General features: G+C 30.3%; 13 protein-coding genes. All 13 read left to right on the forward strand.

Annotation, left to right across the window (positions count from 1 at the left end):
- Positions 1–254 precede the first annotated feature (254 nt).
- Entirely contained in the window at positions 255–4,388 is a 4,134-nt protein-coding gene (locus CAV_RS01525; protein WP_094324759.1) for a glycosyltransferase, read from the forward strand.
- Entirely contained in the window at positions 4,378–5,484 is a 1,107-nt protein-coding gene (locus CAV_RS01530; RefSeq protein ID WP_094324760.1) for a pyridoxal phosphate-dependent aminotransferase, read from the forward strand. Before CAV_RS01525 ends, CAV_RS01530 begins: the two co-directional genes overlap by 11 nt.
- 14 nt (positions 5,485–5,498) lie before the next feature.
- Entirely contained in the window at positions 5,499–6,125 is a 627-nt protein-coding gene (locus CAV_RS01535) for an HAD-IB family hydrolase (protein WP_094324761.1), read from the forward strand.
- The gene (locus CAV_RS01540) at positions 6,122–7,105 is read left to right on the forward strand and encodes a hypothetical protein (protein WP_094324762.1); all 984 of its coding nucleotides are present in this window, start codon (positions 6,122–6,124) and stop codon (positions 7,103–7,105) included. The genes CAV_RS01535 and CAV_RS01540 overlap by 4 nt, the downstream gene beginning before the upstream one ends.
- Entirely contained in the window at positions 7,062–7,547 is a 486-nt protein-coding gene (locus tag CAV_RS01545) for a hypothetical protein (protein ID WP_094324763.1), read from the forward strand. The genes CAV_RS01540 and CAV_RS01545 overlap by 44 nt, the downstream gene beginning before the upstream one ends.
- A 274-nt stretch (positions 7,548–7,821) precedes the next feature.
- A complete protein-coding gene (locus CAV_RS09020; protein WP_094324764.1) occupies positions 7,822–8,112 on the forward strand; it encodes a hypothetical protein in 291 nt (96 codons plus the stop codon).
- Positions 8,113–8,318: 206 nt separating this feature from the next.
- A complete protein-coding gene (locus CAV_RS09185; protein ID WP_261786927.1) occupies positions 8,319–8,447 on the forward strand; it encodes a hypothetical protein in 129 nt (42 codons plus the stop codon).
- A 98-nt stretch (positions 8,448–8,545) separates the two neighbouring features.
- Positions 8,546–9,307 (forward strand): 3-deoxy-manno-octulosonate cytidylyltransferase, encoded by a 762-nt coding sequence (locus CAV_RS01555; protein WP_094324765.1) that lies wholly within the window; start codon positions 8,546–8,548, stop codon positions 9,305–9,307.
- Entirely contained in the window at positions 9,304–10,305 is a 1,002-nt protein-coding gene (locus CAV_RS01560) for a CBS domain-containing protein (RefSeq protein WP_094324766.1), read from the forward strand. Before CAV_RS01555 ends, CAV_RS01560 begins: the two co-directional genes overlap by 4 nt.
- Positions 10,302–11,300, forward strand: a complete 999-nt coding sequence (gene aroF / locus CAV_RS01565; RefSeq protein ID WP_094324767.1) for a 3-deoxy-7-phosphoheptulonate synthase — start codon at positions 10,302–10,304, stop codon at positions 11,298–11,300. The genes CAV_RS01560 and aroF overlap by 4 nt, the downstream gene beginning before the upstream one ends.
- Complete coding sequence (locus CAV_RS01570; RefSeq protein ID WP_094324768.1) at positions 11,297–11,842, forward strand: KdsC family phosphatase; 546 nt, start codon at positions 11,297–11,299, stop codon at positions 11,840–11,842. The genes aroF and CAV_RS01570 overlap by 4 nt, the downstream gene beginning before the upstream one ends.
- The gene (locus CAV_RS01575) at positions 11,836–12,498 is read left to right on the forward strand and encodes an RraA family protein (protein ID WP_094324769.1); all 663 of its coding nucleotides are present in this window, start codon (positions 11,836–11,838) and stop codon (positions 12,496–12,498) included. Before CAV_RS01570 ends, CAV_RS01575 begins: the two co-directional genes overlap by 7 nt.
- Before the next feature lie 59 nt (positions 12,499–12,557).
- On the forward strand, positions 12,558–13,604 hold the full coding sequence (locus CAV_RS01580; RefSeq protein WP_094324770.1) for a glycosyltransferase family 2 protein: 1,047 nt from the start codon (positions 12,558–12,560) through the stop codon (positions 13,602–13,604).
- Positions 13,605–13,645 lie beyond the last annotated feature (41 nt).

Here is a 13,645-nt window from a genome sequence, read left to right on the forward strand (position 1 = left end):
ATTTGCTACTACTAAAAACCTAGCTTACTACATCTAATTTTAACAATCCTTAAACGAACATAAAATAAAAAAGTTTGAAAACAGCCATTTTCAATACAAAATGAAAAAATTGAAAAATAAAATCAAAAGCCTTGAATTTAAATGTTTGAAAGCTTTTAAAGAAAGAAATATAAAAAGTATTTAAAAACTTAAAAAAATAAAAAGAAAAACATTTTCTATGATTTAAGAAAACAAAAACGAAAGGATTTATCTAAATGCAAGAAGAAAGCTTAAAGTCTATGGATAGCAGTTTTGATGATAAAAATTTAAATAATATAAAAGAAGAAAAAGATAATAAACCTTCTATAAAAATATTAGTAGGCTATCATAAACCTGCAGTCTTACTTAAGGATGAAATTCTTACTCCTATACATTTAGGTAGAGCTTTAGCTACTGAGGCTTCTAAGGATGGAAAATTATCACAAGAAGATTATGAATGGATGTGTGAAAATATGATAGGAGATGATACAGGAGATAATATCTCTCATCTTAATAGATATTTTTGTGAATTAACAGGTATATATTGGGCTTGGAAAAATTATGATAAATTAGGAAATCCTGATTATATAGGTTTTATGCATTATAGACGCCAGTTTGTGTTTGATGATGAAAAATATTTCAATGAAAATAGACAGTTCGCATACAATCATATATTATCCATTAAAGAAAAATTAAAATTTGACAACAAGTTTTTAGCTTACGATTTGATTATCCCATATAGCGAAAATGTGGTCTCAAGGGGATATAAAAACGTAAGAGATCAATTTTATAAATCACCGCATCATAATATTAAAGATTTAGAACTGGCTATTGATTATATAGAGCACAAATACTCTCAAATGTCCTACGCATTAAAAACATACTTTTATGGCTCTTGTGGATATTTTTATAATATGTTTGTGCTCAAAAAAAATTTGTTTTTCAAATACTGTGAATTTATATTTGAGCTTGGATTTGAACTACAAAATTTAATCAAAGATGAAAGAAGCATAGCATTTGTTTTAGAAAGGATAAGTGGTTTTTATTTTTATTATATAAGCTTATATAATCATATTAAATTTTATGAACTTCCTGTTGCTTATATTGAAAATACAGATTTTATAGAGCCAATATATGAAGATCCTTACGTCCCGATAGTTTTTTGCACTGATGATAATTATACTTTATATACTTGTGTTGCCATTAGGTCTATTGCTAAAAATATTGATAAGAAATACAAGATTGATATTGTTATTATCTATGATGAATTATCTCAAAAAAGCATAAACACTCTTTTATCTCTTAAAAATGATACACTTTCGCTTAGATTATGTAAGTTTAAGGCTCAAGAGGATTTTTTTATACACGGTCATTTTAGCAAATTAAGTTATTATAGATTTTTTCTAGCATACATAATGCAAAATTATCAAAAAGTCATCTATTTAGATTCTGATATTATTGCAAATTTTGATATATCCAAATTATATGAGAAGGTTAATTTTGATGGCGAGTTAGTAGCTGCTGCTAAGGCTCTTGGTGTTATATATCGCTATGATATAAATCCATTTTTAAAAGAATTAAATTGTTCTTTACAAGATTACTGGGATAAAATTCTAAAAATATCAAATTTTGAAAATTATTTTAATGCTGGTGTTTTGATTTTTAATATACCTCAAATTTTAAAAGAAGACACTGTAACAAAATTTTTACAAGCAACAAAACTTATCAAAAGTCCACTTGGAGTAGATCAGGATATTTTAAATAGTGTATTAGATGAAAGAGTTAAATTTATAGGAAATGAGTTTAATTTTACACGAGAACCGCTTAGTATAGAATTGGACTTAGAAAATCACTTAAGTCAGAAACTTTTTAATCAATATATTTATGCAAAAAATAATTTCAAACTTATTCATTATGCAGACAAATTAAAACCCTGGCATTTTCCATCCTTGCCAAATGCAGATTTATGGTGGAATTATGCTAAAAATGATGATAATTATGAAAAGCTACTTTACGAGATGATGATTAAAAATCCTCATTACACTCAAATTCCACAGCAATGCTTAAGGGAAAAAGATGAGCTAAATTTAACTCTTAAAAAAGGCAGTAGAAATATAAATGTAGTTTATATTTGCGATGTAAATTCTATAAAAAAATGTGCAGTTTCTATGCTATCTGTCCTGCTTAATAAGGATGAAAAAGACTTTATAAGCTTTTATTTTATATATGATGAAAGTTTTTGCGAGTATGATCTAAAAATTTTAGATTTTTTAAATACAAACTCATCTAGCATTTCCTTTATAGAGGTTTCATCTTGTGATTTTTCTAGCTATAAAAACACAACACAAAGAAAGGAAATGCCTTTAAATGCGTATTATAGACTGCACATACCTTGGCTTATAGATGATGAAAAGGCTATATACATAGACTATGATACTGTTGTTTTGCAGAGTTTGTGGGAATTATTTGATTTAGATATAAAAGATTATTATTTAGCTGCAGTAGATGATGCTTGGAAATATGGCAGATATAGACAGATGTGCCATATACAAAGCGAGTCAAGGCATTATAATTCTGGCATAATGCTAATAAATTGCTTTAAATGGAAAAGAGAAAGGATAAAAGATAAATTCTATGAGTTTGCAAAAAATCACAACGAAGTCTTTGTTCTAGCCGATCAGTTTTTAATCAATACTATATTAAATAAGAATATATATTATCTTGACTTATCTTGGAATTTGCAACTTGCTAGGAAAGAATTTAATGAAAGATTAGAATTTGATGATCTCAATGAGCTTGAGAGGGCTACAAAAAATCCTAAAATAGTTCATTATAACTTTGGAAAGCCTTGGCAATTAAATGTATGTTTTAATCCTTTGATATCTTTGTGGTGGAAAACAGCAAGAAAACTACCATTTTATGAAGATGTGTTAAAAGATAGCATTTTAACTAGCATGCAAAGACCGATTGATATAAATAAAGGAAATGGTGGAATTAGTGCGGTAGCTAGAGTGAAAAATCAGCTTTCTTACAGGATAGGAAAACTCTTAATAGAAGCTTATAAAAGTCCTCTTAAGATTTTAAGCCTCGCATTTGAGTTTAAAAAAGCTTTAAAAGAATTTAGACAGTATCAAAAAGAGCATAAGTACTTTTTACCTTTAAGTGCTTATTCTGATTATAACGAAGGTTTAAAGGTTCAAAAACATCTTTCTTATAGGATAGGCAAGGTTTTAGTTGTAGATTTTAAAAAACATAAAAATCCTTTAAAACTAATCTCGTCTATAAAAAAAGAGGCAAGGGAATTTAAAAAAGAAAATAAGGCAAAGAATTCTCAAGTTTGCTTAAAAAACACAACAAAAGATACAAATTCAGCAAAAACAAAGTCTGTCAATGCTAACAAAAGACTTGCAAATTTAGAAGATGATGAGAATTTTTGCATACAAAGACACAAGGAGATTTTTAAATATACTCCAAATTTTAAGATAGCAAGAACCTTTAATGAAAAGATTATAGCCAGAATGCTTTATGACAGATCTAGCATTTATACAGTTTTAGCAGACAAGCTAAAGGTAAGGCTTTTTGTGAACGCTAGACTTGAGAAAAATTTTTCTTTTAAAGAATTTTTCCAAGAGGGTTCTTTTATATTTAAGCCTATAGATGAGCTAAAAGAGAAGCTATTTTTAAGCAATAAATGTCCTCATTTGCCAAGATTATACGCTATTTATAAAAATGTTTATGATATAGATTTTAGCGAGTTGCCAAACAGCTTTGTGCTAAAGACCAATCACGACAGCGGAGGAGTTGTGGTTGTTGAGGATAAAAAGAAATTTTTAAGATCAGCTAGTGAATTTTCCTCTGCCATGCAAAAACTTAAAAGACATTTGCAAAGAAATTATTATGATGTGTTTAGAGAGTGGCAATACCTCGATATAGAACCTTTTGTATTTGCCGAAGAGCTGCTTTTAGGAGAAAATCAAAAACCGGCAGATACCTATAAATTTCACATCTTTGATAAGGAAAATATAAAAAATAACTATATACAAGTAACTACAGACCGCTTTGATGACTATCAAAGGGCTATGCTTGATTATTCTTTTAAGCTAGCTGATTTTGGGATAAATTATGATAACTCTAAGGTCAAAAAGATGCCTAAAAAACCAAAACTCTTAGATGAGATGTTTGAGTTTTGCTTCAAGCTAGCTTATGACTTTGACTATGTTAGAGTTGATTTGTATACCTTAGAGGATAAAATTTACTTTGGCGAGCTTACCTTTACTCCTGGGGCAGCAGGAGAGCACATAATACCAAAAGAATGGGATAAAAAGCTCGGCGACTTATGGAAAGTAAAAAGGCTAAGTGATGAGAGCTAATAAAAATATACAGCTCTTAAAGCCCTATGTTTCCATACCACATAAGGTTTGGAATTTAGAAGATACGGAAAATGCTTTGAAGCTGGATTGGAATGAAGCTACTGTGCCTCCATCTGCTTTAGTCTTTGAAAAAGTTAATGAATTTTTACAAAACTCACAGGTAAATTGGTATCCAAATACGAAAAATACCAAGCTTTTAAAAGCGCTGGCTGCCTATACAAAGCAAAGCGATGATTGTGTTGAAATTTTTGCAGGCTCTGATGCAGCACACGAACTTATCATAGATGTATTTTTAGATAAAGATGAGATTATAGGTATAGTAGCTCCTACTTATGATAATTTTAGAGCACGAGCAAATGGTGTTGGTATAAAAACACTAAATTTTTTACTTGATGAAAATTTTAATATAGATTTTTCTGCCTTAAGTGAGTTTATTTTAAAACATAAAATAAAACTTTTATATATTTGCAATCCAAACAACCCCACAGGAGTGCTATACGACAAAGAAAAATTAAAAAATTTAATTTTAAGTCATATGGATACTATGTTTTTAGTTGATGAGGCTTATTATGAATTTGCCAATGAAAGTCTTTGCGAGCTTTGTAAATCTTGCAAGAACTTAATAATCACAAGAACCTTTTCAAAAGCATTTGCTCTTGCTAGCTTTAGGATAGGCTATATAGTGTCTCATAGCGAGAATATAGAATATATCAACAAACTTAGAAATCCTAAAAGCGTTTCAGCTCTTTCTCAAGTAGCTGCCTTAGCTGCTTTAAAGGACTTAGATTATATGAGGGCTTATGTAATAGAAGTGAGTTGTGCTAGAGATGAGTTTCTAAATTTTATTTTTTCTCGCAGCAAGCAAGAAGGTTTATACAAGTCTTATGCTAACTTTGTATTAATAAGGGCTGAAAATATCGCGGAGCTTGTTAAATTCTTACAAGATAGTCACATCTACATAAGAGATTACACTCATATTATACAAAATGCAGCAAGGGTTAGTATAGGCACAAGGGAACAAATGCAAAAACTTATTCTTGAGATAGAGGATTTTATAAGGCTAAATGGGGCTTCAAGTGAAATATTTTATCTTTAAAACGAGGAGGTTTAATGTCTAAAAAAATATTAGCTTTATTTGATTTTTGTGAAACTTTAATAAATTTTCAAAGCCTTGATAGATACTTGCAACTAGCTGCTTTGGAAAATGTGCATTGCAATGAAGCTGAAAATATAGCTAGAAGGCAAAGTTTTGCAAATGCAAATATGCCTTATCCTAGATACGAAGCTCTTATAGATTTTGATATACAAAAAGCCACAAGCTTGGCAAAGAACTTTGTATTTGGCGATATACTAGCAGGAATTAATCAAAGAGTGCTTGATAAGCTATTTTTTCATCAAGATAGAGGCGATGAGATAGTTATAGTTTCTGGCGGACTTAGTATCTACATAAATGAATTTGCAAAAATTTATGGAGTAACAAATATCGTAGCTGTAGATCTAGAAGTAGTTTCTAATAAACTAACAGGAAATATAGACGGCATCCACACCATGCAGGAAAGAAAGCTTTATAAATTAGCTCAAACTTTTGATTTAAATGAATATGACTTGAAAGATTCTTATGTCTATAGTGATTGTGTCAGCGATATACCGCTCTTATCTTTAGTCGGAAATGCAAGAGTTGTCAGTTGTGGCAAAGATTTGAAATGGGCTAAAATCTTGAGATTTGAGATACTATGAAAGAGATAGAAAATTTTTTAAATTCTTTCGATAGTGCTTGGAGTAATAAATTTCAAGTGCAAGATTATGATTTTACCAAGTATGATAACGAAATTTCTTTTATAATGAAAATGCAAAAAGAAAATAATTATCAAACTTTGATTGATTTTTTAAATGATAAGTTAGAACATAGAAATTTTGAGATAAAGCATCCATTTGATGATAATATAAAGCTTATAGCCGTCTATAGTATATATAATGATTTTTTATCAAACTTAGTGTTTTTTATAGATAAAGATAATAAGCATCCGTTGCTATTTGTCCAATTTTCTCATTTTCTAAACTGCATTTTGATAAGGGATAAATTCTTAAGGATTATGGAACCTTGGGGTGATAATGCCACTTTGAGTACTATTAGTTCATCTTTAACATATATTCAAAAAGTTAAAAAAGAAGACCTTTTGTTTAAGAATAAAAACTTTGGATTTACCTTGAAACATACAAGACCGGTACATTTCTTTCTGGATGTATTTCCTGCTATATATAAACTCAATATAAAAAGTATAGACGCTGAAAAATCTTTTTTTACACCAAAGCATATAAAAAACAAAAAAGCAGATGTTTGTTTTTACCCTACTACGACCAGCATAAGAAAGCCTGATTTAGTTGAAGAAGCTATGAAAAATATATTAAAAGAGGCTTTAGAAGATAACACAAGGCTAGATAGAATTGATGATTATCATTTGATTTTATTTTTAAATTTACCCACCGAAAAAAGATTTTGGTTGGAGCAGTTAAAAGGCATAGCTTTGGTGCTTAAAAATTTGAACATATATTTTAATAAAATTAAAATATATGTAGATGGATTAACAGTCTATGATAGAGAAAATAAAAAATTTGCCGAAAACGACAAATTATTGAACGATATTATAAATGAAACTAATAAAGTATTTTTCAATGAGGGGGGAGGGGTTAGAAAATTCAAAATGCCTTATATGTGACATTGATAAAGAAAACTTAAACACACAGTCAAAATACGATAAAATCATAGCTTTTAAATCTTTAAATGGATATGATTATAGAAGTAAAATCCCACTTTGTGCCAAATCAGACATAGCTATCAATCCAATCGGCACAGGCTCTTTGCTACTGGTATTTATATGTAAGGTACCATTTGTAGGTTTTGATGCACCTAGGATTTTAAATTTTTATTATAATTTTAGAAAAAGTAAACATAGAGTTGCCTATGAAAAATTTGTTTGTTTAAATGATGATAATTCAAGTATTTATTTTGCTTGTTACCACATCCCACCCCAACATATCTACAACCTAGCAGCAGAGGTATTAGAAGAGCTAAGCAAAGAGGGAAAATTAAAGATAAAAAACTTAAAAATGCACAGACTCTTTGTTCCAGATGTAGAGCTTGTAAAAAGGCAAGTATGATTTAGCAAAAGCTTTAGCTTGTGATTTACCCTTACTTGATGAAAACAACATAGAGTATTTTAAAAAGATAGGAGAGTATTTTTTAAATAAAGAAAACGAAGTAGAAAATAAAAATAAAGAATTACAAACTTTAAAAACTCAAATTCAAAACCTAAATTCAAATATCTTATCTTTACAAAACGAAAACAAATCCCTAAAAGAAAACTTACTTTCACCACAAGATAAGAAACAAAGCTTAAAGCTTAGTCTCTTAGAAGAAAAGGTAAAGACAAAGGTGCTTAAAAATAAAATTCTAGAAACAGATTTAGAACTTAGGTCTAAAGATATATATGAAAATGATGCTTTAAAGGAAAATATAAAAAGATTAGAACAAGATTTAATATATATAAAACACTCTAGCCTTAATATCTACACTAGTGCAAAGCTTAGAGTACAAAACCATCTAGCTTATAAACTTGGACAGGCTTTAATACTAAATTCAAAGTCTTTCTTAGGATATATTAGACTTCCTTATGTCTTATCTTATATAAAAGAAAAGCATAAAGCTGAGCAAAAAAGCTTATAATGAAAAGATATTTACAAATCCTTCTTTAAAACTTCCTCCTTTAGAAAACTACCCAGACTATGAAGCTGCCTTAAAAGAAAAGGAATGCCTTACTTATAAACTTGGACTTGCACTTATTAAAGCTGATAAGACTTGGTATAAGGGTGGCTATGTGAGGTTTTGTTTTGAGGTGAGGAGATTAAAAAAGGAATTTAAAAGGAAAAGAAATGAAAAGAAAAACTATGTTTATTAGACTTTATGAGAATTTGAGAGTTTTTAAATATAGAAAGAAAGAAATAAATATGAGAGAAAGTATAAATCACACAAGTTTGGATTGTTTTTATGAGAGTTTATAAAAGATGTGGCTTGTGTTTATGAGGATGGATATTAAAAACATTTTAAATTGTTTTTTGGATGTGTGCAAAAGATAAATATAAAAAATGAAAGGAAGGGTATGAAAAATAAGATTACTTGTATTATCCCTGCTAGATCCAACTCTACTAGGTTTCCTGGCAAACCTTTAGCTGACATACTCGGTAAACCTATGGTATGGTGGGTGTATCAGCAAGCAAAAAGGGCTAAAAATTTAGATGAGATTATAGTAGCTACTGATGATGAAAGGATAGTTAAGGTTTGTGATAGTTTTGAAATTCCAAGTGTGATGACTAAAGAGCATATAAATGGCATTCATAGAATGCATGAAGCTGCCACTAAGCTAAATTCTAAAGCCTATATTTTGTTAAATGGTGATGAGCCTATTATGGAAAGTGAGGTTATAGATGAGATGGCAAATGAAGCTATGCAAAAGGATATTTATCACTGCATAGCTTATAAAAAGTTTGATGATCCAGTAGAGGTTGTAGATAGTGGAAATATCAAAATAGCTGTAAGTGATGGAAAAATTCTTTACCTTTCAAGAAGCCCTATACCTTATCCGCATAAAAGTTTAGATTTTTCATACTACAAGATAATAGGTCTTCAAATTTTTTCAAAAGAGGCTTTGGATTTTTTTGTCAATGCGCCAGAAAGAGAATTGGAAAGGATAGAGGATATAGTTGATTTTAGATGGCTTGAAAATGGAAAAAGCATAGCTTGTAAAGAAGTAAATTCTAAATCTATCTCTGTAGATAATTACAAAGACATACCAAAAGTCACACAAATCATAAAAGACAAATTTAAAAGAGGCGAGCTGCTTGACATAAAGGAGAGATTATGAAAATATCTGCGTCCATATATGCAAAGCCCAAGATAGATTTAGCTTTGCTTGATATGTTAGAGGATTATAAGGTAGATTTTATACATATTGATTGTAATGATGATATGTCGGTGTTTGATGACATTAGATGGATAAAAAGCAAAAGCAAACTTCCCATAGATTTGCATATCATTTCAAACAAAGTTAGCAAATTTTATGATGTTTTGGCTGAACTAGATATCGACTATGTTACCTTTCAGTATGAGAATTTAGAGGAAGAGCTTGTCATTGATAGTAAAATCAAATCAAAAATAGGCATAGCCATAACAACAAACACAGATATAAAAGTCTTTGATAAATTCAAAGACCTAGCTTCTTTTATCTTGATTATGGCTAGCACTCCGGGCAAAAGCGGAGGAAGCTTTGATGTGGTAAATTTTGCAAAAATTAAAGAGTTTTCAAGACTTTATCCTGATAAAAAAATCCATGTTGATGGAGGGGTAAATAATGAAATTTCATTTGTTTTAAGAAATTTAGGAGTTTATTCCATAGTTTCTGGCTCTTACCTTTTAAATGCTGATGATGTTTTTAGAAATTTAAGTAAGCTTAAATTTGACATTTGCCCTGAATTTAGCATAGATTCTTTTATGACTGAAGTAAAATACCTGCCAATTTTGCACAAAAAAGATATGAATTTAAAAACTATCTTAGAAATAATAGAAAAATACCAAATGGGCTTTTGTATCATAGTGTCTGATAGAAATTTCTTTGAGGGTGTTATAACTAGCGGAGATATAAGGAGATTTTTGCTAAAAAATATAGACACAGTTAATAAAGAAATAACAGAGTGCATTTTAAACAATTACGCTGTAGTAGCTAAAGATACTTGGAATGTAAGAGAATTTTTAGAACACATAAGATCTACAGAAAAAAACTTAAATTTCGTACCGGTTTTAGATAGTGCTAATACCCTAGTAGGAGCTGTTAGCTTTGAAAAACTAGTTAAAGGAGAGTTATGATACTACATATAAATAAAAAGATAAATGAGAATTTATTAAACGATATTGTTAAGCATTACGATGCTTTTGTGTATGATAAGGGTGAATTTTATGTTGTAATCACTTCATCTAGCGTAAAAGAGCTAGAGCAAAATTTTAAAGGCTTTGTGGATGAAAGCTTTGTATTTGATAGCGATATGCAGCTTTCTTCCTCCTCATATATGCAAAAACGAAAAGTGAGTTTAAGTGATGATCTTTGCATAGGTGCAGATAGTAAAAATACCTTAGTTATGATAGGACCTTGCTCTGTTGAATCCAAAGAACAAGTAGAGCAATCAGCGAAATTAATCACAAGTCTTGGTTTAAAGGTTTTAAGAGCTGGAGCGTATAAACCAAGAACTTCGCCGTATAGCTTTCAGGGTTTAGCTAAAGAGGGTTTAAAAATCTTAGCTGAGATAAGGAAAAAATACAAATTAAAGATAATAACTGAGGCAAGAGATTGTACGCATATAGATGAGATATTAGACTACGCTGACATAGTGCAAATAGGTGCAAAGGCTATGTATGATCATGGAATTTTAAAGGCTTGTTCAAAGTCTAAAAAACCGGTTTTGATAAAAAGAGGCTTTGGCTCAAGCTTACAAGAATTTGTTCAAGCGGCTGAATTTGTGCTTAGTGGAGGAAACGAAAATGTGATACTTTGCGAAAGAGGCATAAGGACATTTGAGACCAAGACTAGATTTACTTTAGATTTGTGCGGTGTTGCTTACCTAAAGCAATATACAAATTTGCCTATCGTGCTTGATCCAAGTCACGCTATGGGTTATGCTTACGGGGTTAGTGATCTTAGTAGAGCTTGTTTGGCTATGGGCATTGACGGGCTTTTAATAGAGGTTCATCCAAATCCAAAATATGCAAAATCGGACGCTTCTCAACAACTAAATCATAAAGAATTTAGTGAGCTTTTTGAAAGCTTAAAACCCATAGCAAAAGCCATAGATGTGAGTTTGGTATGAAATTTATAACTAAAATTCTTGGCTTAAACCCAACATACAGCTTTAAAAAATTAAGAAACAAATACGAAATAAAACTCCTAGTGCTTGATGTGGATGGTGTTATGAGTGATGGTGGAATGTATTATACAAGCGAGGGCAAAGAGATAAAGAAATTTAATACAAAAGATGGTTTGGCCATTAAAAGTTTGATAGAAAATTCCAAGATAGAAGTGGCCTTTTTAAGTTCTGGGATGGATGATAAAATCATATCTCATAGAGCTTCTATGCTAGGTGTAAAAAGATTTTATGTAGGCGGTGAGAAAAAAGAATTTATCTTAAAAAAATGGATAAAAGAATTAGACTTAGAAGCAAAAGATGTAGCCTATATAGGCGATGATGTAAATGATCTTGATGCTATGAAGCTGTGTGGTTTAAAGGCTTGTCCAAGCGATGCAAGCAAGGAGATAAAAGATATAGTAGATGTGATTTTAGATAAAAAAGGTGGCGAAGCCTGTGTGAGAGAATTTATAGATGAGTTTTTAGATAAGGAGTGTTTATGTTAAAAGACAATGTGGAATTTAAAAGATTTTTTTCAGATGAGAATTTAGAGGAGTTTTGTAGTGGGGTATTTTCCGATGAGTTAGATAAGCTAGGATATAAAAATCAAGTTATAAACGGCTTTAAGTTAAACAAAAGTAGCAATAGAATGTTTGGCAAAATAAGAACCTTGCTCATAGAAACCATACAAACACCGGATGAAAATATCAAAAAGGGACTTGGTTTTCTTTCTGGTTTAGGTAATGGAGAGGTGCTTTTTGTAAAGGGAAGCGATGAATTTGCTTATTTTGGAGAGCTAATGTCAAGGCTTTCTATGGAAATAGGGCTAAGTGGGGTTGTGATAGATGGTTTAACTAGAGATAGTTATTTTACGCAAAATATTGATTTAGGCGTATTTTGCAAGGGATATTCCCCAAAGGATATAAAAGGACGAGGTAGGGTTTTAGACACAGACTGTGAAATAAAAGTTAAAGCTTTAAGTATAAATAGCGGCGATTATGTGTTTGGAGACAGCGATGCTATCGTTATTATCCCGCAAAGCATAATGAAAGACTTAGCCACTAATGTGCTATCGGCTGTAAAAGAGGAAGTTAGGATTAAGGAGCTTATAAAACAAGGCATTAGCGTGAATGAGCTTTTAAAAAGTGTAAAAGAATTTTAACCTAATATTGTTTTAACAAAATTTTAACTACAATAAGCCTTTTATCAAAAGGGCTTATTATGCAAAATCCTAAAATTTCTGTGCTAATTCCAAGTTATAATTCCATAAAATACATCCAAGAAGCCCTAGAAAGTGTGCAAAAGCAAAGCCTAAAGGATATAGAAATCCTTTGCATAGACGCATATTCAAATGACGGCACCTTAGAATTCTTGCAAGAAAAAGCTAAAGAAGATGAGAGGATAAAACTCATACTTTCTTCTAAAAAAAGCCTCGGTTATCAGCTAAATTTAGGCTTTGATAATGCCTGTGGTGAGTATGTAAGCATAGTTGAAAGCGATGATTATGTAAAAGAGGATATGTGCGAAAAGCTTTATAACTTAGCCTTAAAAACAAAATGCGAAGTGATAAAAGCCGATATGATAAAATTCACAAGAAAAAAAAGGCAAAAAAATATTTATAGAAGCATTTATGATGAAAAAGATCTTTATGAAAAAATTTTAGATAAAAAGCACAAAAACAGCCTTGCAAAGCATTCTTGGACTATAAATCAAAGTGCCATTTATAAGCTTGATTTTATAAGAAAATTTAAGATAAGGGCAAATGAAAGTGAGGGAGCAAGTTACCAAGACTGTGCACTTTGGATTTTATTTATCTTCTTAGCACCTAGTATTTATTTACACCCAGAGGCTTTTTATTTTTATAGACAAGATAATGAAAACTCCTCCATACACAGCAAGGAAAAAGTCTATGCGGTATGCGATGAATTTGCCTTTACAGATAGCTTTTTAAATGAATACAAAGATATAAAAGATGAGCTTTATCCTGCCATTTTATATAGAAAATACGTAACATATTGGTGGAATTTTAAACGCATTGATGATAAATTTAAAGAGGATTTTTTAAAGGTTTTTGCAAGTGAATTTAAGGATGAGCTAGATAAGCTTGATCCTTATTTTTTTGGCAAAGGTGCTATAAAAGAGCTTAAAAAGATAATAGCCAATCCTGTGAAATTTTATAAAGACTACAAAAGCCCTGCCTTTAAAATCCGAAAATTTGGCGCTAGATACAAAAATAGATTTTTAAAGCTAATAAAACTCAAAGATTAGCCTGATATAGCCTGAAGCAAAATATCTTTTCGTGTGTTCTT

The sequence above is a fragment of the Campylobacter avium LMG 24591 genome (genome assembly GCF_002238335.1).
In the GTDB taxonomy this organism is placed as follows: Bacteria; Campylobacterota; Campylobacteria; order Campylobacterales; family Campylobacteraceae; genus Campylobacter_D; species Campylobacter_D avium.